General features: G+C 73.1%; 16 protein-coding genes. 10 read left to right on the top strand and 6 right to left on the bottom strand.

What is annotated here, in order from left to right; all coding sequences use genetic code 11:
• Positions 1-41 precede the first annotated feature (41 nt).
• Positions 42-2,573, bottom strand: coding sequence for an FxSxx-COOH system tetratricopeptide repeat protein (gene fxsT / locus ABD841_RS11260; protein WP_344970397.1), 2,532 nt, complete (start codon positions 2,571-2,573; stop codon positions 42-44).
• Positions 2,574-2,766: 193 nt separating this feature from the next.
• Between fxsT and ABD841_RS11255 the strand changes: the two genes are divergently transcribed.
• From ABD841_RS11255 to ABD841_RS11245, 3 genes are all read left to right on the top strand, one after another.
• Positions 2,767-2,934, top strand: coding sequence for a hypothetical protein (locus ABD841_RS11255; protein ID WP_344970396.1), 168 nt, complete (start codon positions 2,767-2,769; stop codon positions 2,932-2,934).
• A gap of 195 nt (positions 2,935-3,129) precedes the next feature.
• Positions 3,130-4,020 carry an SIR2 family NAD-dependent protein deacylase gene (locus tag ABD841_RS11250; protein ID WP_344970490.1) on the top strand — a complete coding sequence of 297 codons (891 nt, stop codon included), beginning with the start codon at positions 3,130-3,132 and terminating at the stop codon, positions 4,018-4,020.
• A complete protein-coding gene (locus ABD841_RS11245; RefSeq protein ID WP_344970394.1) occupies positions 4,017-6,026 on the top strand; it encodes a tetratricopeptide repeat protein in 2,010 nt (669 codons plus the stop codon). Before ABD841_RS11250 ends, ABD841_RS11245 begins: the two co-directional genes overlap by 4 nt.
• On the opposite strand, the gene ABD841_RS11240 is transcribed toward ABD841_RS11245, so the two are convergent.
• The 5 genes from ABD841_RS11240 to ABD841_RS11220 form a co-directional block, all read right to left on the bottom strand.
• Complete coding sequence (locus ABD841_RS11240; protein ID WP_344970393.1) at positions 5,923-7,260, bottom strand: MFS transporter; 1,338 nt, start codon at positions 7,258-7,260, stop codon at positions 5,923-5,925. The genes ABD841_RS11245 and ABD841_RS11240 overlap by 104 nt on opposite strands.
• 526 nt (positions 7,261-7,786) lie before the next feature.
• A complete protein-coding gene (locus ABD841_RS11235; RefSeq protein ID WP_344970391.1) occupies positions 7,787-9,550 on the bottom strand; it encodes a hypothetical protein in 1,764 nt (587 codons plus the stop codon).
• Positions 9,551-9,614: 64 nt separating this feature from the next.
• Positions 9,615-10,565, bottom strand: a complete 951-nt coding sequence (locus tag ABD841_RS11230; RefSeq protein ID WP_344970390.1) for a carbohydrate kinase family protein — start codon at positions 10,563-10,565, stop codon at positions 9,615-9,617.
• 7 nt (positions 10,566-10,572) lie between these two features.
• Positions 10,573-11,511 (bottom strand): pseudouridine-5'-phosphate glycosidase, encoded by a 939-nt coding sequence (locus ABD841_RS11225; RefSeq protein WP_344970388.1) that lies wholly within the window; start codon positions 11,509-11,511, stop codon positions 10,573-10,575.
• 123 nt (positions 11,512-11,634) lie between these two features.
• Positions 11,635-12,705, bottom strand: a complete 1,071-nt coding sequence (locus tag ABD841_RS11220) for a YeiH family protein (RefSeq protein WP_344970387.1) — start codon at positions 12,703-12,705, stop codon at positions 11,635-11,637.
• A 199-nt stretch (positions 12,706-12,904) separates the two neighbouring features.
• Here ABD841_RS11220 and ABD841_RS11215 point away from each other — a divergent pair, with 199 nt between their 5' ends.
• The 7 genes from ABD841_RS11215 to ABD841_RS11185 all read left to right on the top strand — a co-directional run bounded on the left by ABD841_RS11215 (position 12,905) and on the right by ABD841_RS11185 (position 22,559).
• Positions 12,905-13,801 (top strand): LysR family transcriptional regulator, encoded by an 897-nt coding sequence (locus ABD841_RS11215; protein WP_344970385.1) that lies wholly within the window; start codon positions 12,905-12,907, stop codon positions 13,799-13,801.
• Between the two features lie 484 nt (positions 13,802-14,285).
• Entirely contained in the window at positions 14,286-15,800 is a 1,515-nt protein-coding gene (locus ABD841_RS11210) for a phytoene desaturase family protein (protein ID WP_344970383.1), read from the top strand.
• 162 nt (positions 15,801-15,962) lie between these two features.
• Complete coding sequence (locus tag ABD841_RS11205) at positions 15,963-16,670, top strand: response regulator transcription factor (RefSeq protein WP_344970382.1); 708 nt, start codon at positions 15,963-15,965, stop codon at positions 16,668-16,670.
• Positions 16,667-18,046: a HAMP domain-containing sensor histidine kinase gene (locus ABD841_RS11200; protein WP_344970380.1), complete on the top strand. Its 1,380-nt coding sequence runs from the start codon at positions 16,667-16,669 to the stop codon at positions 18,044-18,046. Before ABD841_RS11205 ends, ABD841_RS11200 begins: the two co-directional genes overlap by 4 nt.
• Positions 18,047-18,274: 228 nt before the next feature.
• On the top strand, positions 18,275-19,459 hold the full coding sequence (locus ABD841_RS11195; RefSeq protein ID WP_344970488.1) for a bifunctional glycosyltransferase family 2/GtrA family protein: 1,185 nt from the start codon (positions 18,275-18,277) through the stop codon (positions 19,457-19,459).
• Positions 19,456-21,726: a mannosyltransferase YkcB-related protein gene (locus ABD841_RS11190; protein ID WP_344970378.1), complete on the top strand. Its 2,271-nt coding sequence runs from the start codon at positions 19,456-19,458 to the stop codon at positions 21,724-21,726. Before ABD841_RS11195 ends, ABD841_RS11190 begins: the two co-directional genes overlap by 4 nt.
• Before the next feature lie 179 nt (positions 21,727-21,905).
• Positions 21,906-22,559 carry a TetR/AcrR family transcriptional regulator gene (locus ABD841_RS11185; RefSeq protein ID WP_344970376.1) on the top strand — a complete coding sequence of 218 codons (654 nt, stop codon included), beginning with the start codon at positions 21,906-21,908 and terminating at the stop codon, positions 22,557-22,559.
• The last annotated feature ends 101 nt before the right edge of the window (positions 22,560-22,660 follow it).

Genomic DNA, 22,660 nt, shown 5'->3' with positions numbered 1-22,660 from the left:
GCTCCGGAGATCTCGGAACGGCACCGGAGTACCGGGCCCGGTCAGATCGGCGGGGGGTCGAAGTCGCAGTCGATGCGCTTGCCCGCGTTCGCGAGGAGGGCGTCGGGGTGGCCGGCGTCCAGGGGGCGTGCGTACCGCCGCATGGTGTCCTCGTACAGGGACTCGGCCTCCTCCTTCGCCCCGGCCGCCCTGAGGTCCAGGACGAGGTTGGCCGCGCACGACAGGCTCAGGAAGTGGTTCTCACCGAAGAGCTTCCGCAGCTTGCCGAGCGTGTCCTTGCCGATCTCGCAGGCCCGGTCGGCCTCGCCCAGCGCCGAGAGATCGCTCTGAAGGCTGACGGCGCAGGTGAGCGGGTAGTGGTGGCTCGGACCGACTTTGGCGGCCAGGCTGTTCACGGCCTTCTCGTTGAGGCCGCGGGCCGTCGCGGCGTCGCCCAGCAGCCGGTGCAGGATCGCCAGGTTCCCGCTGCAGGCCAGGCTGTAGGGGTGGTCGGCGCCGAACACCTTGGGGTAGCGGGCGACCGCCCTGTCGGCCGTGGCGAACGCCTCGTCGAGCTCCCCGGCGGTGCGCAGGGCGTTGGAGAGGTTGATCGCGGCGGCCATCGTGTCGGGGTGCCCGTCTCCGAAGAGCCGCTGGAGCCGGAGGTGTGTGTCACGCGCGAGGTCCAGGGCTTCGGCGATCTCTCCTGCCCGCCGTTTGGCGATCGACAGGTCCTTGGCGGTCAGCAGGGTGTAGTGGTGGTCGAGGGACAGCTCCTGGACGCCGTAGGCGTAGGCCTCCTCGCCCAGGTCGCACGCCTCCTTGTAGTCACCGCAGAGGCGCACCGCTCTGGCCAGGCCGTTCCACGACAGCAGGAGGGAGCCCCTGCTGACCTGCTCGGGCGCGCCGCTCTGCTCCAGGAAGGTCTCCTGGTGGAGGATGCGCGCCGCCGTGTAGTCACTGGTGAGCGCGTAGTCGAGGGCCAGGTTGTTCAGCACGCGCAGGGTGGACGGGGAGGTCGGCCCCTTACCGGCCAGGTGGACGTCCCGGGAGCCCTCGTCCAGCTTGCGGGCGCCGATGAAGTCGCCGCGGGCCCGGAGAGACGCCCCGTAGCCGTTGGTCATCAGGAGGGTCTCGTCGTGCTCCGGGCCGAGTGTCTCCCGCATCTCGTCGAGGGTCCGGTGGTCGATCTCGTACGCCGCCGTGTACTGGCCGAGCCCGCGCAGGACGTTGCCGAGATGCCTGCGCGCGACCAGGACGTCCGGGTGCCTCGGCCCGCTGACCCTGCTCCACCTGTCGATGAAACTCCGCAGGAAGGAGTTGGCCGACTGGTAGTTGCCCGAGGTGTACAGGTAGCGGGCGACGTCGAGGGCGAACTTCCTGACCGCGGGCTCCGCGCACTCCTCCAGGCCGGAGGGGGTCACATGGGCGACCAGTTCCTCGAAGATCCGCCATTTGGCGGCTTCGTCGGGGTTGCCGGGGGCGGTGCCGGCGAGCAGCACGTGGACCTCGTGCCGGATCTCCCGCTGATCCTCCTCCGTCAGGTCGTCGCGGAGGAGGGCCTGGACGAGGCGGTGCACCTGGATCGTGCGGGTCGAGGGCTCGATCCGGGCCAGGGCGAAGCGCCGCAGTTCGCTCAGGGCCGTGGCCAGCAGGATGGGGTCGGCCAGGATCCGCCCCAGGCGGGGGACGACGGACTTGTTGCCCCGGCTGAAGACGTCGCGGGGAATCGGCTCGGGGCCGAAGAAGGCGCAGCAGCGCAGGAGCGTGATCGCCTCGGGGAGCCGGTCCTCCAGGAGCGACACCGACACCTTCCAGGCGGCCGTCATCGACAGCGGGTATCCCGGTGCCCTGTTCACGCCCAGCAGCCGGCTCGCCTGCTCTTCGAGCTGCTCCAGATACTCGTCGACCGACATCCCGGTCTCGTACTGCAGCGCGCCCGCCTGCTCCAGGGCCAGGGGGAGGTCGCCGAGCTGTTCGGCCAGCCGCGAGGCGTCGTCGTCGGGGACCTCCCGGCGCAGGCGCTTCTTCAGGAAGGCCACGCTCTCGGCGCGGGTGAAGACGTCGACCTGGAGGGTCTCGAAGTGGTCCTCCCACTTGGGGTTGCGGGAGGTGATCAGAACGTGGCCGGGGCCGCGCGGGATGAACTCCTCGACCTGACCCGGCTCCTCGGCGTTGTCGAAGATCAGCAGCCAGCGGCGGTAGGGCTCGCCGCTCTGCAGCATCCTGCGCACGGCCTCGGCGGCCTCCTCGACGCCCGTGGCCGAGGCCGGTGGCAGGCCGAGGTGGGGCGCCATCGCCGCCAGGGCGGACGGCACCAGGACGCGCTGGTCGGCCGGGATCCACCAGACGAGGTCGTAGTGCGACCGGTAGCGATGGGCGTACTCGATGGCCAGGTGGGTCTTGCCGACGCCGCCCCACCCCTGCAGCGCCTGGGGCTGGGGAACGACGGCGGTGACGGTGCTGATGCCCTGGCGGAGCCTGAGGAGCAGATCGTCGCGCCCGGTGAAGTTCCTGTTGCGGGGCGGGACTTTCTCCCAGACCTCGGGCTGCCGTTCCGGCACCGTGTTCGCCGCGTGTGAAAGCTCCACCATCTCTGGCCTCCACCCTGTCAAGCCGAAGAGATTCTGCCGCCATCTTAGAGGTTGATTCGATAACCCGGGCATTACAGAATCGAATAAAATCGCAGAGGGGAGTACGAATCGGCGCCGAACGAGAAGCGCGGAGAACCGTATTTTGGGCGGCCGAAACCTGGTCGACCGTAACGTTTCGAAGTGAGGGGTGAAAATGCATTACGACGGGCCGGGGGCCACGGCCTCCCTCGATCTCACCGGCCTGACGCTGGAAGATCTCGCGAGGATCGACAGCGCCGCTTTCCGGAGGGTGCTTTCGGACTGGTTCCTGCGGCCGAACGTGGATCTGGAGGCGAGCGCGGGGTTCGACAGCTCGATATGAGAAATCGCCTTGCGGTTTGGGGCAGACTGCGACAGAAAGACGACCGTGAAGCATCCGCCCGTCTCTTTGCGCTCGGTGAGCCAGGTGTCTCGGCCTCGCCCGCCGGGAATCGACCGCGGCGACGACGTCGTTCGGCGCCGGGTCCGTTACCCGGCCAGGCCCTCAGCCGGTGAGGTGGTGCCCCGCGTGCACGACATGGGGGAGGCCGAGTGGGAGCGCCTGCTCGACCAGCTGAACAGCGGAGACTGCACGCCGTTCCTGGGGTCCGGAGCGTGCGCGGGCACCCTGCCGACGGGGACGGCGCTCAGTCGCGACATGGCGCGCCGCTGGGACTACCCGTTCGACGACGACCATGACCTTCCGCGGGTGGCGCAGTTCGCGGTGATGAGATACGGCGATTCCGTCTACGTCAAGAGACGGGTCTGCGACGAGCTCGACGCCGGGGGCGTGCCCGACTTCCTGGACCCCCTGGAACCGCACGGCCTGCTCGCGAGTTTTCCGCTCCCGGTGTATCTGACGACGAACTATGACGACTTCATCCTGCGCTCGCTCGAAGCCGCGGGAAAAAGGCCGAACGTGGCCGTCTGCCCGTGGAACAAAGGGCTGGCCCATGCCGAGGATCTCTTCAGCAGCGAGGCCGGATGGAATCCCCAGCCCGACGCGCCGCTCATCTACCACCTGCACGGAAACCTGCAGGATCCGGCGTCGATCGTGCTGGCCGAGGACGACTACCTGGAGTTCCTGACGAATCTGGCGGTGGACGGCGTGGCGGGCGGCCAGCGGATGCTTCCCACCTCCATTCTCGCCGCGCTCACCAGGAGACCCCTGCTGTTCATCGGATACAGCCTGCAGGACTGGACGTTCCGCGTCCTCTTCCACGGCCTGCTGAAAGCGGTCCCCGGAATCAACCGCCGCAGGCACGTGAGCGTGCAGCTGGCCCCCTCGCTCGCCAGCACGAAGGCGGACGTGCTGGAGGTCCAGCGCCAGCTGGCCAGATACTACGAAGACTGGCGGATCTCCATTTTCTGGGGGACGGCGCAGGAGTTCTGCCGCGAACTGCGGCGGAGGATGGGGCCGGTGCCGTGACCCCCGAACGCGTCCGGCCGGACGCCGCCGACCAGCCGTACGTCGGCCTGCGCGCCTTCCGCCGAGAGGACGACGCCAAGTTCTTCGGCCGCGCCAGGGAGTCCTACGAGGTCTCGGACCTGTGGCAGGCCGGTCGCCTGACCGTGCTGTACGGGCCGTCCGGGGTGGGCAAGACCTCGCTGATCCAGGCCGGCGTGCTGCCCCTGCTCGACCCGGGCAAGACCGACGTGCTCCCGGTGGGCCGGGTGTCGCACGGCTCGTCCTTCCCGTCCGCCGCGCTCTCCCGGCACAACCCGCACGTGTTCGCGCTGCTGTCGTCGTGGTCCCCGGCGGAGACGCCCACCCGGCTGGCCGGCCTGACGATCCGCGAGTTCCTCAGGCGGCGCCCCCCACGTCACGATCCGTACGGCGACCCGGTTCTCACCCTGGCGGCGATCGACCAGGCCGAGGAGCTCTTCGGAGACTTCGCCCATCGCCAGCCGTACCGCGAGTGGTTCATCAGCCAGCTCGTCGAGGCGCTGGACGACGACCCGAACCTGCGCCTGCTCATCTCGATCCGGGACGACTACCTCGCCGCGATCCTCCCCCACGAGCCCAAGCTCGCCGGCATGGCCAGGGCCCGCTTCCTGCTGACCGCCCTCGACACGGCCGCGGCGATCCAGGCGACCGAGGGCCCGCTGGAGGGGACGGGACGCTCGTTCGCCCCCGGCGCGGCGCGGCGCCTGGTGGACGACCTCCGCATGATCAGGGTCGGCAGGGCGATGGGTGAGGAGGTCGTCGCGGACGCCAAGGTGGTCGAGCCCGTCCAGCTGCAGGTGGTGTGCTCCGCCATGTGGCGCTCCCTGCCCGAGGACGTGCGGGTCATCTCCTCCGACCACGTGCGCAGGTTCGCCAACGCCGACCGCTCCCTCACCGACTTCTCCGAGCGGATGATCGCGGAGGTGGCCAGGGACCACTTCGAGGGCGACGCCGTCCGGCTCAGGAGCTGGCTGCGCCGCGCCTTCATCACCGAACTCGGCACGCGCGAGGTCGTCTACCAGGGGGAGACCGTCACCGCCGGCATGCCGAACGCGGTGATCAGAGCGCTGGTGGACCGCCACATCCTGCGCGAGGACATCAAGGCCGGCACGCGGTGGTGCGAGCTGTCACACGAGCGCCTCATCCAGCCGATCCTCCAGAACGACCACGTCGTCGTGGAGACCGAGAGCCGGGCCGCCCCGGACGACTACCTGCGGGCCGCCGAGCTGTCCTTCCGCGACGGGGAGTTCGCGCTGGCGGTGAAGCAGGCCGAGGAGGCTCTGGAGCGGTGCGGCGACAACACCAGGATCCGCGCGGAGATCGAGTCGTTCCTCGGCAACGTCGCGTACCGGCGGGAGGACTTCGAGAAGGCCGTCTCGCACTACCGGACCGCCGCCGTCCTCTTCGAGACGCTGGGGGCCACCTCCGCCGTCGGCCGGCTGCTCGCCGGGATCGGCCGGCTGCGGCTGGCCCAGGGGCGCACCTCGGTCGCCGTGCGGGAACTGTACTCGGCGATAAGCCGCATCCCCAACGATATGAACATCCAGACCGAGCTCGCCTGGGCGCTCTGGCACGACGGCCACCCGGACGCGGCGCGCGACGTCCTCAACGACGTCCTGGGACGGGAGGGCAACCTGGCCGAGGCGCTGCGGGCGCGGGGGGAGATCCTCGCCGGGCTCGGCCGGGCGGAGGCGGCGCTGCGCGACCTCGACCGGGTCCGGCCGCTGCAGTGGCCGTCCACCCGGGCCGCCCACGCGCTCGCCCTGGCCTTCCTCGGGCGCTTCACGGAGGCGGAGCGGGAGATCGCCGCGGTGCTGGCCGAGGCGGGAGACCACGGACCGGTGCTGCTGTACGCGGCCATGATCAGTTCCCTGGACGGTGACGTCAGGAGAGCGGACGATCTGGCCCGGCGGGCGCGGACGGCAAGGGAGCCCGCGCTTCCCACGCATCTCGCCGCGGAGGCGGACCGGCTGATCGAGCGACCGTGACGGCTTCCCGGGGGGCGCTCCGGCGGCTGCGGGCGGGCAGCAGGCTGCCGCGCAGGGAGGGCAGGGCGGTCACCGTGATCGCGATCAGGGCCATGGCGGCGAAGAGGACCATGGCCGCCCACGTGACTCCGAACAGGGTGACCAGAAGGGCGCCCAGCGGCGCCGCCACCGACACCGCGCCGCGGCTGGTGAGCCGGGACACGCTCGCCACCCGGGCGAGCTTGCCCAGGGCGACCTCGTGCGCCTCGAACGTCCTGACCGTGATGTTGCTGAAGGCCCCGGTGCAGCCCGTGATCAGCGTCGCCAGGCCGAAGAAGACCGGATGACCGCCGAGGGCGGCGAAGCCGAGGGCGGCCACCCATATCCACATCTGCGCGAAGAGCATGGAGGGCGGCGGTGCGATGCGCAGGATCATGAAAGATCCCAGGGCCCCGCCTATTCCTCCGCCGGCCAGCACCAGGCCGACGGTCAGCGGCGACAACTCCGCCGAGCCGGCCAGGAAGACCATGGTCAACGCATTGACCATCAGATTCGTGATCGCGGTGAGGGCCATCGCGGTGCGCAGGAAGGGCTGCCGCGCGACTTCCCGCACGCCGTCGGAGACCTTCACCAGGAGGTGAGGGCTGCGCGGTTGCCGGACGCCGTCCGTCTTCATCCGCAGGAGGAAGACGAACGAGAGAGCGAACAGCAGGGCGTTGACGGCGGACGGTATCGCCTGGCCGAGCCCCAGCAGGAATCCGCCGAGCGGTCTGCCCGTCAGGACCGCGACGTGGAAGCTCGTCTCGCTGCGCGCGAGCGCGCGGGGGAGCTGGCCGCGGTTCACGAGTGAGGGGATCAGCGCCGTCTCCGCCAGCGAGTGCAGGACCCACAGCGCTCCCTCGACGGTGGCGGCCAGCACGAGATGGGTCAGTGAGGCCCAGCCGAAGAGCAGGGCCACGAACACGCTGGCCGCGGCGACTCCCCGGGCGGCCTCGGCGCACAGCATGATCCGGCGGGGGGCGAACCGGTCGACCAGGACACCGGCGGGGATGTAGAGCAGCAGGCCGGGAATCGTCGAGGCGAACCCCACCCATCCCGCGGCCATGGGCGAACCGGTGAGGGCGAGGGCGATCAGCGGATAGGAGACACCGAGGGTCCGGAACGCTGTCATGGACAGCGTGGACCCCGCCCATACCAGCCTGAAATCCTTGACGCCGCGGGTCCGGACCGCTTTCTTCTCCTGTCCTTCCCACACAGCCTACGTGTTCCTGTCCTCGTGCCAGCCGTTGCACACCAGCTGACAGGCGGCCCACGAAGTAAGCCGTGGCACCCACCGATCAATAGGAATTCTTGCCACAAAAACGACTACTGGGACCCCTGCTGCGTGGGCCCCAGTAGGAACTTCTGGTTCGGCGACCAAGCATAGCGGTGATTAACGTAAGTCATCCCGGTCTTTGGAGCGCTCCAATTCGGCATGTCGGGAAGCCCGGGAGTTCCCGGACCGCGTTTCCCGCGTGGGGAACCCGGCCGCGCGGGCCGCTCCGGGGAGATCCTCCGGGACGCCCGTCATCGCAAGGCGCGACCGGGCGGGCCGGTCCGGGGCAGACCTCCCCGGGGCCCGCCCGTGCGGCGCCACACCGGGTGACGCGTCCCCTCCGCGCGGGGGCGGTGGGACGGGCCGGCGGAGCCGGTCGCACCGGGCGCGGGCGCGCCCCTCCGCGCGGGCGTGGCGCACGATCCGTACGGCCCGCGCGGGACGGCGGCAGCGGCCCCCACGCGGCTCAGGCGGGCAGCTGGGCGTCCAGGCGGTAGCCGTCGACCGTGACGTAGACCTGGTCGCCCGGACGGGCGTTCAGGCGCATGAGAACCGGCTGCAGGGAGTCGAAGACGGGCTGGTCCCGCCAGACGAGCACCACCGCGTTGTCGCCGGGACCGGTCACCGAGAGCAGCGTGCCGGGGCGCATGCCCAGCTGGGCGGCGTACCCCTCCGGCACGGCCACCGGGGCGCCCCGCAGGTGGTCGCTGGTGACCTCGATCCGCTGCCAGCGGCTCGGGTCGGTGGACGGGCTCGTGGGCGGGTGGAGCGGCGCGCGCTGGCTGGTGATCAGGTGGGGGCGGGTGTTGCCGCCGGACAGCGCCGACAGCGTGGCCAGCGCGGCGCGGGGATCGATGTTGGAGGCGCTCACCTGCGGGACCGGCTGACCACCCCGGTGGTGGTGGCCGTTGGCCCCCGGCGTGCGACGCGGCAGCTGCCTGCTCGCCTCGGGCGCCGGCGCAGCCGCGGGCTCCTGCGCCCCGCTCGTGGTCAGGGCGTCGAGCCACGCCTGGGCGGAGTGGGTGCGGATGCCGAGCTGGTGCTCCATGAGCGCGAAGACATCGGCGTCGGCCGGCTTGGTGGCCAGCAGCCGGCGGGTCCGCTCGCGGAGCCCGCCCAGGTCGCCCACGACGAGCCAGCCGTCCTGGAGCCGCCGGTCGGGCATGAGGGTGACCAGCACCCGCCAGAGCGGGGTACGGAGCGTGGGCACCTCGATCGGGTGCGCGGGATCGGCCCCGATGAGCTGTTCCTCGGTCGCCGCGGCGCCCAGCCACTCGGTGAGCCCGAACATGTGGCCGGTGAGCGGGGCGGACTCGGGGGAGCGGAGCCAGAGCAGGATGCGTTCCTCGGCGGTCCGCTGGGCGGCGGAGAGCGCGTCGCGGTCGGCGTTGAGCTTGTGGGCGAGCGCCCGCAGGCTGATCGGGTCGACCGCGAACAGCCGCTCCACGGCGACCGCGCGCTCCAGCGGGCTCCAGTCGCGGAACATGTTCTCCACCAGGCCCACCAGCGGGTAGTCGCTGAGACGGATGGGCGGCGGCTCGGGCGGCGCCACGGGCGCGGCGGGCGCGACGGGTTCCGCGGGCGCGGCGAGCGGTGCCTGCCGCTGTTCCTGCAAGGCCGGGTCCTGCGTCGGGGCCTGAGAGGGAATCTGCGGGACCGGGCCCTGCGCCGGGACCTGAGGGGGAGACTGCGGGACCGGGGCCTGGGAGGGGACCTGTGGGGCCGCCGGGGCGGGGATCTGCGGGGCCGCCGGAGCGGGGGCCGCCGCGCCGGCCTGCTCGGCGGGGGCGGCCTGCTCGGCGATGCCGGGGAGGTGGCCGAGGACCTCGCGGAACATGGCCGTGACCAGGGCCTCGGGGGTGGAGGTCATCGCTGGGCCGGTCAGGTCCGCGGCGGTCAGGCGGCGCAGGCGGGACCAGCCGCCCAGGCCGCTGATGGACGAGCGCGTCGCCTCGGGCCAGCCGGGCAGGGTGGGGTCGACCGTGTGCACGTGGAGCGCGGGGAGCACGTCGCTCAGCGGCAGGTGGTCCCAGCGGGAGAGCGAGAGCCGGGCCAGCCGGTCGCAGATCCAGTCGAGCCCGGCGGCGCCGAGAGCTTTGGACAGGGTGACCGAGGACCACCAGCCGGCGGGCAGCCGCGGGTCGGCCAGGGCCTCGGCGACCTGCTGTGGACGGCTCCAGCGCAGGGCCGGGATCAGATCACTCAGGCAGATCGATGACTCGGCATCCATCGGCGGACCGCATCCTCCCCAAAGTGACGCATGTGGCTAATGGTGCAGCCTACGCCGCAAGCTATCAATTGGTGTTAAGAGGGTAAAGCTGGTTGAGGCTCAAATCAGACGGAAGGATACGGGGTCTGCCGCCTACGACCGACACCGCTTCCGCCCCGGCACGGCGTCCGGCGTCCAGCGCGGCCCCGTCGTCGGCCCCGTTCAGCAGGGCGGTCAGCAGGCCGGCGGCGAACGCATCCCCCGCTCCAATGGAGTCAATCACCTCGGCGGCGAGTCCGGAAACCCGAGCCGCCAACTTTCCGTTCCTGGCCATGAGGGCGCCCCGGGAGCCCAGCTTCACCGCGGCCGCCCCGTAGCGCAGGCTCAGCTTCTCCGCCGCGCCCTCCGCGGCGGTCTCGCCGGTGAGCAGCAGCGCCTCGTCCAGGTTGGGGATGATCAGCTGGGCGGCGAGCGTCTCCCGGACGAACCGCTCGGGCCCGAACGAGCGCAGGAACCCCGTCGACGCGGGGTCCACGCTGATCGACACCCCGCGCCGGGACGCCTCGGCCATGGCCAGCCGGGCCAGCTGCAGTCCCGGCTCGGCGAACAGCGTGTATCCGGACAGGTGAAGGTGGCCGACCCCGTCGAGCAGGCTCTCGTCCCAGTCGTCGATGCCGATGTGCCCGCCCGCGCCCCGGTTGGTGAGCATGGAGCGCTCGCCGCTCCCGTCGACCATGGCGATCACCACCGCGGTCGGCCGGTCCGGGTCGATCCTCAGGTGCGGCCGGACCCCGAACCGCCGCAGTTCCGCGGCGTGCCACTCGCCGGTGTCGAAGCCGACCCGGGTCAGGATGCGGGCGTCGGCGCCCAGCCGGGCGGCCCAGGAGGCCGTGTTGGCCCCCGAGCCGCCGGGCCGCAGCACGATGTCGGCGGCGGTGTCCGTCCCGACGGCCAGGCCGGTCAGGGCCGATCCGTCGTGAAGCGCGACGACGTCGGTGACCACGTCGCCGATGACCAGCAGGCCCGTTCCGGTCAAGGCTCCCTCAGTTTCCCCGGCGGAAGGCTGCCGCGATCTGCCCGGCGAGACGGGCGTTGCCCCGTACGGCGGCCAGGTTCGCCTCCAGCGAGGCGCCGTCGGTGCCGCGTACCAGGTAGCCGAGGAGGAACGGCGTGATGGCCTGGCCGGTGATCTTCTCTTGTTCGGCGGCGGCGAGGGCCCCGGCGAGGACACGGTCGTGCAACTCGGGGTCGAGCTGCTCGGACACCGGCACCGGATTGGCCACGATCAGCGCGGTCTCCGGGCCGCCGAGCCCGTCCTGGGCCCGCATGATGTCCGCGGCCTCGGCCGCGCTCTCGATCCTCCAGTCGACCCGCTCGCCCGAGGAGTGCAGGTAGAACCCGGGGAACTCGTCGGTGCGGAACCCCGCGACGGTGACGCCGCGCGTCTCCAGACGCTGGAGCGTGGCCGGGACGTCCAGGATCGACTTCACGCCCGCGCAGACGACGGTGATGCGGGTCCGGCTCAGCATGTCGAGGTCGGCCGACTCGTCCTGGGTCTCGGCCCACTCGCGGTGCACGCCGCCCAGACCGCCGGTGGCGAAGATCCGGATGCCCGCGCGGGCGGCCAGGAACGAGGTCGCCGAGACCGTCGTCGCCCCGCTCGCCCTCAGCGCGGCGGCGGCCGGCAGGTCACGGAAGCTCAGCTTGCGCAGGCCGGGGTCCTCGGCGACGCGCTCCAGCTCGCTCTTGCTCAGCCCGATGCGCGCCACGCCGTCCAGCACCGCGATCGTCGCCGGGACGGCCCCGGCCTCGCGGACGATCCCCTCCAGTTCCACCGCGACCTCCAGGTTGCGGGGGCGGGGCAGGCCGTGCGAGATGATCGTGGACTCCAGCGCCACGATCGGGGCGCCCTGCGCCAGTGCCTCCGCCACCTCGGCCGAGGGGCGGAGCATGCTGTCGTCGGGCTGTCGGGTGGTACCCATGGGCTGGTTCTGTCTCCTCATCCGAGGCCGTAGTCACTGCCCCTGTTCGGAACGGTGTAAACGGTACTCTCTTCTCCGAAATGAGCACGTTACGGTTGTTGGGGGTGGACGTCCACTCAAAGATCAGCCAACGACGAGGACCCCGATCAGTGTGATCCCGCCGATGATCGCCGTGGCCGCCCCGCCCAGGAGCAGCGAGCGCCCGCCCCGCGCGAGCTCGCGGAGGTCGACACCGGTGCCCAGGGCGAAGAGCGCCGCCGCGAGCAGCGTCGCCGTCACCCCGGGGACCGCCCGCGCGACCTCGGCCGGCACCGCGCCCAGGCTCCGCGCCGTCACCATCGCCACGAACCCCACGACGAACAGCGGCACCACCGGCGGGCGCCGGGCCGCCCGCCCGTCCCCGGAACGCCCCGGCCCGTCCGGCTCCGCACCGGGGCGGGCCGCCGGGGCGCGGCGCAGCGCGGCGGAGGTCAGCGCGACCAGGGGGGCGAGCAGGACGACCCGGGCCAGCTTGACCGCCACCGCGCTCGCCAGCACCCCCGCCCCGGCCGCCGCGCCGATCGCCGCGACCTGCGCGACCTCGTGCACCGACGCGCCCGCCCACATGCCGAGCTGATGCGGCGAGAGGCCCAGCGCCCGGGCCAGCAGCGGCAACGCGGCGATCGAGGCGCTGCCGTACAGGACGACGACCCCGACCGCGGCGGCGGCATCGTCGTCGTCGCTGCCGGCGACCTCGTGCATGGCCGCCACGGCCGCCGCGCCGCACACGGACACCCCGGTCGCGATGAGCAGCGACCTGCGCGGGCCCACCCCGAGGCGGGCCCCGATCCAGCGTGTCGCGGCGAACGTGACACCGGTCCCCACCGCGACCACCGTGAGCGCCCGCCAGCCGAGCGCCAGCAGCTCCGGCAGCGCGATCTGCAGGCCGAGCAGCACGATCGCCAGGCGGAGCACCCGGCGGACGGTGAACCGCAGGCCCGGCAGCAGCGACCGGTGCAGCCCGCCGAGGTTGGTGAGCGCCGCACCGAGGACCACCGCCGGCACGGCCGCGTTCACCCCGGGCAGGATCCGGCTCACCGCCGTCGCCACCGCGACCCCGGCGGCCGTCGCGACGAGCCCCGGCACGAGCGTCCCGAACCCCGCCGCCCGGCCGCGGAGTCCCGTCGCGGGCGTCCCGGCCCGCGGCGCGGGCACCCCGATGCCGGACGCCGGCTGCCCCGTCCGCGGCGCGTGCGCCCGGCGCCTCGGCCGCCTTCGCCGTACGGGCGTCGTACGGATGCGCGCGGAGCGTCCGGACGAACGGGGAGACGGGAGGAAAGTCATGATCCGAGTGTCCGAGCGGGCCGGCGCGTACGGTAGCCGCCGCCTGCCTGGAAGGTCATAGCCTAGGGCTATGAGCGAGCTGCCCGATCTCGAATCCCTGCGGTTGCTCGTCGACGTGGATCGCCTGGGCAGCCTGGGGCAGGCCGCCCGGGTCGCGGGCATCGCCCAGCCGTCGGCGAGCAAGCGGATCGCGCTGCTGGAGCGCCGTCTCGGGCTGCCGCTCCTGGAACGCACCCCCCGCGGCTCCACCCTCACCCCGCAGGGGGTGATGATCTCCGCCTGGGCCTCGCAGGTGCTGGCGGCGGCCGAGGAGCTGATGCGGGGCGCCGAGGCGGTCCGGCACGGCCGGGCGGCTCACCTGCACATCGCGGCCAGCATGACCGTCGCCGAATACCTGCTGCCCCGCTGGCTGGGGGAGCTCCAGAACCGGGAGCCGCAGGTGCAGGTCGGCCTGGACGTGCAGAACTCGGCCGAGGTGGCGAAGCTGGTCGACGGGGGGATCGAGCTCGGGTTCGTGGAGGGGCCCTCGGTGCCGCCGGGGCTGACGTCGCGGGTGGTGGCCACCGACCGGCTGGTGGTGGTCGTCGCGCCGAGCCACCCGTGGGCGCGCCGCCGCACCCCGCTGCTGGCCGCCGAGCTCGCCGCCACCCCGCTGGTGGTCCGCGAACGCGGCTCCGGCACCCGCGAGACCCTGGACCTCGCGCTGGCCGGTCACCCCGTCGCCGCGCCCAAGCTGGAGCTCGGCTCCAACACCGCCGTCAAGGGAGCCTCCCGCGAGGGCGCCGCGCCCGCCGTGCTCAGCGGCTACGCCGTGGAGGCCGAGCTCGCCACCGGCCGCCTGATCGAGGTGACCACGCAGGGCATCGACCTCGAACGCCGCATGCGCGCGGTGTGGCGCCGCGGTCGCACACCCACCGGTCCCGCGGCCACCCTCCTGCGGATCACTCTCGCCGCCCGCGAGCGGTAACGCGGCAGGGACTCCACCGCCTCCGGGCCGCGGCCGCCGGAACCTGCCGCCGCGGCCGGTCCGTGCCCGGGTCGCGGTGGGTTCACCCGCCGCCGTGCACCTCGACGGGCATCTCGACGTGCACCTCGACGGGCACGGGACCGTGCCCGTCCGGAGGCCACGGCCGGGGCCGGGGCAGATGACCGGCCCGGCGAACACGAGCCGGGCTCCTGGTCCGGGGATGTTTCGGGATATGGTGCCTGACATGGTGACGACCCAGGTGGCAAGCGTGCTCTGTCCCGAGCCGCACTGGCAGACGGGCCTCTGACCGGGCGACACCGGCGGACCGGCTCCCGGCCGAGCCCGATCGGGCAAGGCCGGAAAGACGGCCTCCCACCATCCCGGACCGGCCGGCCGGTCCCCGAGCGGGCCTGACCGGAGCGGCGGCTCCGGCCGGAGCCCGCGCACCCCCGTCTCATTCCTCTCATCCCGACCTGGATGTTCCGTGCCACGTTCCCATCATGACGTCGTGATCGTCGGCGGCGGCCACAACGGCCTCGTCGCCGCCGCCTACCTCGCCCGCGCCGGACGCCGGGTGCTCGTCCTCGAACGCCTCGACCATGTCGGCGGCCTGGCCGTCTCGGCACGGGCGTTCTCCGGGGTCGACGCCCGGGTCTCGCGCTACTCCTACCTGGTCAGCCTCCTGCCCTCGAAGATCGTGGCCGATCTCGGGCTCAGGGTCGAGCTGCGCCGCCGCCGGTACGCCTCGTACACGCCCGTGGGGGACACCGGGCTGCTGGTCGACAACGAGGACGCCGGGCGGACCGCCGCGTCCTTCGCGCGGGTCACCGGCGGCTCCGGTGAGCTGGCGGCCTGGCGGCGCTTCTACGGGATGACGGCCGCCGTGGCCCGGCGGGTCGCGCCCACCCTGCTGGAGCCCCTCGTGGACCGCGCGGCCATGCGGAGCCTGGTCGGCGCGGAGGCATGGCGAGACCTGTTCGAGCGGCCGATCGGCGAGGTGGTCGACGAGCGGTTCGCCGACGACACCGTGCGAGGCGTGGTCCTCACCGACGCCCTCATCGGCACCTTCGCCGACCCCCGGGACCCCGGCCTGCTGGCCAACAGGTGCTTCCTCTACCACGTCATCGGCGACGGGACCGGCGACTGGAACGTCCCCGTCGGCGGCATGGGCGCGGTCTCCGGCGGCCTCGCCGACGCCGCCCGCGCGGCCGGGGCCGAGATCCTGACCGGGGCCGAGGCCGTCGCGGTCGACCCCGCGGGGGAGGTCACCTTCCGCGACACGGCGGGGGAGCACACGGTCGGGGCCGACCGGATCCTGGCGAACGTGCCGCCCGCCGTGCTCGCCCGCCTGCTGGGCACGGCCGAGCCCGCCCCCGAGGGGGCCCAGCTCAAGGTCAACATGGTGCTGTCGCGGCTGCCGCGGCTGAAGGACGCCGCCGTGGACCCGGCGGCGGCCTTCAGCGGCACGTTCCACGTCAACGAGGGGCGCGACCAGCTCGCCCGCGCCTACGCCGAGGCGGCGGCCGGCCGCATCCCGGAACTGCCCCCGGCCGAGGTCTACTGCCACTCGCTGACCGACCCGTCCATCCTCGGCCCCGGGTTGCGGGCCGCCGGAGCCCACACGATGACGCTGTTCGGACTGCACATGCCCGCCCGGCTGTTCCGCGACGACCCGGCGGGGTCGCGCGAGACCGCGCTGCGCGCCACGCTCGCCTCGATGAACCGGGTGCTCGCCGAGCCCATCGAGGACTGCCTGCTCCGCGCTCCGGACGGCAGCCCCTGCCTCGAGGTCAAGACCCCGGTCGACCTGGAGACGGAGGCGGGTCTGCCCGGCGGCCACATCTTCCACCGCGACCTGTCCTGGCCGTACGGGGAGCCGGGACGCTGGGGCGTGGAGACCGGCTTCGAGCGGATCCTGTTCTGCGGCGCGGGCGCCCGGCGCGGCGGAGGCGTCAGCGGCATCCCCGGCCACAACGCCGCCATGGCGCTGCTCTCCTGAAGAGCCGCGCGCCCCGGACACGGCACCTCCGGGACGGATCCCCGCCGCCGTGCCCGCCGCGGGCTCTCCGACGCCGTCTCCCACCCGCGCGGGGCGCCGGCCAGGGCGGACACCGTCGGCGGCGTTCATGGGGTTCTCATGATGGGCGTCTAACGTGGGGGCATGGCTGATGGTGAGACGGCGCGGGTGCTGGTCGTGGACGACGAGCCCGCGCTCAGGGAGGCGCTGCAGAGCAGCCTGGAGTTCGAGGGGTACCGGGTCGGCCTGGCCGCGGACGGCCAGGAGGCGCTCCAGACGCTGGAGCGGGAGCCCTACGAGCTGGTCCTGCTGGACGTGATGATGCCCCGGCTCGACGGGCTGACCACCTGCCGCCGCCTCCGGGCCGCGGGCAACCACGTCCCGGTGCTCATGCTCACCGCCCGCGACGCCGTCGGCGACCGGGTCTCCGGCCTGGACGCCGGGGCCGACGACTACCTGGTCAAGCCGTTCGAACTGGACGAGCTGTTCGCCCGGGTCAGGGCGCTGCTGCGGCGCAGCGCGCTCGGCGCCCCCGCCGCCGGGAACGACGAGGTCCTCGTCTTCGGCGACCTGCGGATGGACACCGCCAGCCGTGAGGTCACCCGGGGCGGCGAGCCGCTGGAGCTCACCCGCACCGAGTACCTGCTGCTGGAACTGCTCATGGTGCATCCCCGCCAGGTGCTCACCCGCGAGCAGATCCTCAGCGAGGTGTGGGGCTTCGACTTCGAGCCGTCCTCCAACTCCCTGGACGTCTACGTCATGTACCTGCGCCGCAAGACCGAGACCGGCGGGCGCCCCCGGCTGATCCACACCGTCCGGGGCGTCGGCTACGTGCTGCGGAACTCCTCTTGAGCCGTCGCCGCTCCCTGCGCTCGCGGCTGACCCTGCTGGTGGCCACGGCGGTGGCGCTGGCCATCGCCGTGTGCGCGGCGCTGTGCTGGTTCGTCGTCAGGGCCGAGCTGCTCCGGCAGGTGGAGCGCTCGCTGGACGGGCCCAAGGGCATGCAGAACGTCGCGTGGATCCAGCAGTACTGCTCCGGGTCGGTCTCCGACCGCCCGTTGCCGCCCCGCCTCCCGCCCCTCCAGCTGATCTACGCCGACGGCACCACGTGCGTCGTGGGCAGCACGCCCGTCAGGGTCACCCGGGGAGACCTGATGCTGACGCAGGCCCCGCCGGGGAGCAGGGAGCTCAGGAGCGGCGTGACCGAGAGCGGCGAGGAGGTCCTGGTGATGGTCAGGAACGTCGAGCCCGGCCTCGCGGTCATGGAGTCCCGGTCGCTGGAGGACGTCGACTCCACCCTGACCACGCTCGCCTGGGTGCTCGCGGGAGTCGCCGCGCTCGGCGTGATCGGTGCGGCCTCCGCCGGGCAGCTCGTCTCCCGCGCGGCGCTGCGCCCGGTCGGCCGCCTGACCGAGGCCGTCGAGTACGTCGCCAGGACCGAGGACCTCGACACCAGGATCCCGGTCGAGGGCACCGACGAGATCGCCCGGCTCAGCACCTCCTTCAACGCGATGACCGGCGCGCTGGCCGGGTCCCGCGAGCGCCAGCGGCGCCTGATCGCCGACGCCGGGCACGAGCTGCGTACCCCGCTCACCAGCCTGCGCACCAACATCGACCTGCTGCTGCGCAGCGAGAACGCCGGGCGCCCCCTCGACCCGGATCCCAAACGCAGGCTGCTGACCAACCTCAAGGCCCAGTTCGAGGAGATGTCCACGCTGGTCGGGGACCTGCTCCAGCTCTCCCGTCCGGAGGACGAGCACGAGCCGTATGTCGAGGTGGGCTTCCACGACGTGGCCGAGTCGGCCGTGCGCCGGGCCCGGCTCCGCGCCCCGGATCTTCCGATCGAGGTGGAGCTGGCCCCCTGGTACGTGCGCGGGGACCAGGCTGCCCTGGAGCGGGCCGTGGTGAACCTGCTGGACAACGCGATCAAGTTCTCCGGCGGGCGGGGCGGCCCGGTGGCGGTGCGGCTGCGCGCGGGGGAGCTGACCGTCCGGGACCGCGGTCCCGGCATCCCCCCGGACGAGCTGCCGTACGTGTTCGACCGGTTCTGGAGGTCCTCCACCGCCCGCGGCATGCCCGGCTCCGGCCTGGGCCTGGCCATCGTGGCCAAGGCCGTGCGGGACGCCGGGGGAGAGGTCGCGCTGGAGAACGCCGACGGAGGCGGCACCCTCGCCCGCGTCCGGCTGCCCGGCTCCGCCACCGGGTCCTCTTCCGTTCCGGGGAGGTGACCGCGGGCACCGCGGGGCGACGGTCCTCCCGCCGCGGCCGGAGGGTCCGCTGCCCCCGCCCGGCGTTGACGATGCCCAGGCCCGTCAGGGGTTCACGGACCGCGGTGCGGGCCCGGACTTTCTCACCCGGCGTTAATGATCGCCTCAGCCTCGTTCAAGATCAGCTGGCGACTCTGACGGCATGAGAGAACCGAGCCGTCACCCCAGGGGGGCAGCGTGAAGCAGCTGATGGCACCGGCACGCACCCGGCTGGTCGAGATCGTGGTCCCCGTGTACAACGAGCAGCGGGTGCTCGCCGCGAGCGTCCGCCGCCTCCATGCCTACCTGACGGGGACCTTCCCCTACGGCTTCCGCATCACCATCGCCGACAACGCCAGCACCGACGCCACCTGGCAGATCGCCGTGGGCCTCAGCCGCGAGCTGCCGCACGTGCGCGCCGTCCACCTGGACGCCAAGGGACGGGGCCGGGCGCTGCGCAAGGTGTGGTCCGAGAGCGACGCCGACGTGGTCGGTTACATGGACGTCGACCTCTCCACCGACCTCGACGCCTTCCTGCCGCTGGTCGCCCCGCTGCTGTCCGGTCACAGCGACCTGGCCATCGGCACTCGGCTGTCGAAGGGCGCCAACGTGGTCCGCGGGTCGAAGCGGGAGTTCATCTCACGGACGTACAACCTGCTGCTCAGGTCGGCGATGGGGGCCCGGTTCTCCGACGCCCAGTGCGGGTTCAAGGCGGCCCGCACCGAGATCGTTCAGGCGCTGCTGCCCGCGGTCGAGGACGAGGAGTGGTTCTTCGACACCGAGCTGCTGCTCCTCGCCGAGCGGCACGGCCTGCGCATCCACGAGGTGCCCGTCGACTGGGTGGACGACCCCGACAGCCGCGTGGACATCGTCAAGACAGCGAAGGACGACCTCAAGGGGATGGCTCGGGTGGCCCGCAAGACCCTCTCGGGAGCAGCGCGGATCCCGGTTCCGCCGCGCGTGCAGCGGGCGCAGCTGCCCGCGGGCATGGCGCGACAGCTGCCCGCCTTCGCCGTCGTCGGCGTGCTCTGCACGCTGGCGCACCTGGGCCTGTTCGTCACCCTGCGCCTGGTGATGCCCGCCGTGGCGGCCAACGGCGTGGCCCTGTTCGTCACCGCCGTCGCCAACACCGCCGCCAACCGCCGCTTCACCTTCGGCGTCACCGGCCGCACCGGGGCCCTGCGTCACCAGCTCGAAGGCGGGCTGGCCTTCCTCATCGGCCTCCTGCTCAGCACCGGCGGCCTGGCCCTGCTCACCCTGCTGGCGCCCGGCGCCTCCGCCGCGGCCGAGGTCACCGCCGTGATCGTGACCAACGGCCTCGCCACCCTGGTCCGCTTCCTGCTTCTGCGCACCTGGGTCTTCAACCCCCGCCGCACCGAGGAGACCGGTCGATGACCACCCGCACCCCGTCCGGCACGGGACCGTTCACGCCTCCGCCCGGCGCGGCGGATCCCCCCGAGCGCGCGGCCGCGGCGGATCCCCCCGAGCGCGCGGCCGCGGCGCGGACCGCCGAACCGCACGCGGGCTCCGCACCCGGTGAGGTCTCCGAAGGGACCCCGCCGCGTCCGGGCGACCGGCACGCCGCCGGGGGCGGCCACGCGGAGCGGGACACGGGACCCGGCGGTGCCGTGCGCCGGATCTTCCTCGGCGGCCCGGCCGACCCCCGCTGGGCGCGGCCCGCCCTGTGGGGGGTGCTGGCGCTGGCCGCCGTCCTCTACACGTGGGCGCTCGGGCAGAACGGCTACGCCAACAGCTACTACTCCGCCGCGATCCTGTCCGGCACGCAGAGCTGGAAGGCGTTCTTCTTCGGCGCCCTGGACGCCGGGTCGTTCATCACCGTGGACAAGCCGCCGTTCGCGCTCTGGGTGATGGGGCTGTCGGCGAGGATCTTCGGGTTCGGCACGTGGAGCATGCTCCTGCCCCAGGCGCTCGCCGGGGTCGCCGCCGTCGCCGTGGTCCACTCGGCCGTGCGGCGGGCGCTGCCCGGCACGTACGGGCACGCGGCGGCGCCGGTCGCGGCCCTGGTGATGGTGTTGACCCCGATCACCGTGGCGATCAACCGGGACAACAACCCGGACACCGTCCTGGTCCTGCTGCTGGTGCTCGCCGCCTGGTTCTGCCAGGAGGCGGTCCGCACCGGCCGGATGCGCACGCTCGTCGTCACCGCCGTGTTCGTCGGCCTGGCGTTCACCACCAAGATGCTCCAGGCCTACCTGGTGCTGCCGGGCTTCACCGTCCTCTACCTGGCGATGGCGCCGGGCACGCCGCTCCGGCGTCTCGGGCACCTGCTGGCGGCCGGGGCCGCCCTGGTGGTCTCCAGCGCCTGGTGGATGGTGATCGTCGACCTGTGGTCCGCGTCGAGCCGCCCCTATGTCGGCGGCAGCACCGACAACTCCGTCCGGGACCTCGTCATCGGCTACAACGGCCTGGGCCGGATCTTCGGCAACGGCGGTCCCGGAGGCGGAGGCGGTCCCGGCGGCGGGGGCGGCTTCGGCGGCGAGTCGGGCGCGGGACGCCTGTTCAACGACGTCATGGCCGGGCAGATCTCCTGGTTGCTGCCTTTCGCCGTGATCGCCTTGGTCGCGGGGGTGGCGTTGACCGCCCGCGGCCCGCTCCGGAGCACCCGGGCCGGGCTGCTGCTGTGGGGCGGGTGGCTCGCCGTCCACTACGCGGTGTTCAGCTTCTCCAGCGGCACCTTCCACCCGTACTACACCACCGCGATGGCCCCGGCCGTCGCCGCGCTGACCGGCCTGGGCGGGGTGCTCCTGTGGCGGGCCTACCGGGACTCCCGGGTGTGGTCGTGGGTGCTGCCCGCGGGGATCGCGGTCACCGGCGCGTGGGCGTTCACCGTGCTGCGCCGCACCGAGGACTTCGTGCCCTGGCTGGCCTGGGCCGTCGCCGGGGCGTCCGCGGTGGCCGTCACCGGGCTCGCCCTGGCCCGTCTCGGGCGCCGGCTCAGGGTCCGCGTCGCCGCGGTCGCGCTGGTGGCCGGGGTGGTCGCGGGACTCGCCGGTCCCGCCGCCTACGCGATCACTCCGCTCGGCTCGGCGGTCAACGGCACCAATCCCACCGCGGGCCCCGCGGGGAGCGGCTTCGGGTTCGGGGGCATGCGCGGGGGCTTCCCCGGAGGCATGCCGGACGGGCCCGGTGGCCTCCCCGGTGGTGCCGGGCAGGGCGACGCGGGCCGGCTGCCCGGCGGTGACCTTCCCGGCGGCCGGTCCGGGCAGGCGCTCCCGGAGGGCGCATCCGGCGCGGACGCGGCGGCGGCCCGGCAGCGGTCCGGCCTCGGCGGCATGCGGGGCGGCCCCGGCGGGGCCGTGGACCAGAAGATGATCGAGTACCTGAAGAAGAACCGGGGGAGCGCGACCTGGCTGGTCGCGGTGAGCAGCGCGCAGAGCGCCTCGTCCGTCATCCTGTCGACCGGGCTGCCCGTCATCGCCATGGGCGGCTTCACCGGCGGCGACCCGGCGATGACCGCGGACCGGCTCGCCGAACTCGTCTCCTCCGGCCGGCTGAAGTACGTGATGACGGGCGGCGGCCGGGGCGGACCCGACGGTGGCGGCGCCCAGGTCACCGAGTGGGTGCAGGCCAACTGCGCCGCCGTCGAGGCGCCGGAGTACGGGGGCACCGCCGGCGAGTCGTCCCTGTACCGCTGCGGGTGACCCACCGGGGAGGGTCCCGCCGGGGTGCCGGACCCCGGCCGGCCCTTTCCACCGGTGTCATCGCTCATCCGGCGGTCCCCGGGGGACGGACAGGACGGACGGTACGGAACCAGGCTATTGACTGATTGGCCAATCAGTAGTAGTGGGGCGGCGGGACCGCGCTGCTGTAGTCTTGCGCCGTGCACAGCGGAGGAGGGGCGCGCAGCAGCCGCGCCGACCAGGCCGACCAGCGCCGGGCGGAACTGCTCGACGCCGCCAGGCGGGTGGTGCTCGAACGGGGGCTGGCCAGCACCCGCGTCGCCGACATCGCCAAGGCGACCAACGTGAGCGGTGGGCTGATCCACTACCACTTCGCCACCAAGGACGATCTCATCACCGAGATGCTCCGCAGCACCAGCGACACGGAGGTCCAGCGGCTCAAGGAGATCGCCGCAGAGCCGGGCACCGCCGTCCAGCGGCTCGACCGCGTCCTGCGCTTCTACATCCCGGCCTCCCGCTCCGACCAGAGCTGGATCCTCTGGCTCGACGCCTGGGCGGTCGGGGTGCGCGAGGAGCACGTCCGGACGATCCTGCTGGAGCTGGAGGGCGCCTGGATCGAGATCCTCGGCCGGGTGATCGCCGAGGGCGTGGCCGCGGGAGAGCTCGTCTGCGACGACCCTCAGGGCTCGGCCGAGCGGATCGACGGCATGCTCGACGGCCTCGTGGTCCGCTACACCCTGCACGCCGGCAACATGTCCCGTTCCCGGCTCCTCCACCACGCCAGGGTCGCCGCCGCCCGCGAGGTCGGCCTCGACCCGTCGGTCTTCCCCGCCGACCCCGCCGAGGCCCCTTAGGGGCGCGAGGAGGACCCTCCGCGGAGGGTCCCGGCGGCCGGTGCCGTTGCCGGACGCCGGACACGCGGGTCATGCGGCTCGGGGCCGGATCGGCGGACGGC

The sequence above is a fragment of the Streptosporangium fragile genome (assembly GCF_039534445.1).
Classification (GTDB): Bacteria; Actinomycetota; Actinomycetes; order Streptosporangiales; family Streptosporangiaceae; genus Streptosporangium; species Streptosporangium fragile.
The sequence above is the reverse complement of the archived record's forward strand: the minus strand, read 5'-3'. Positions and strand labels throughout refer to the sequence as shown.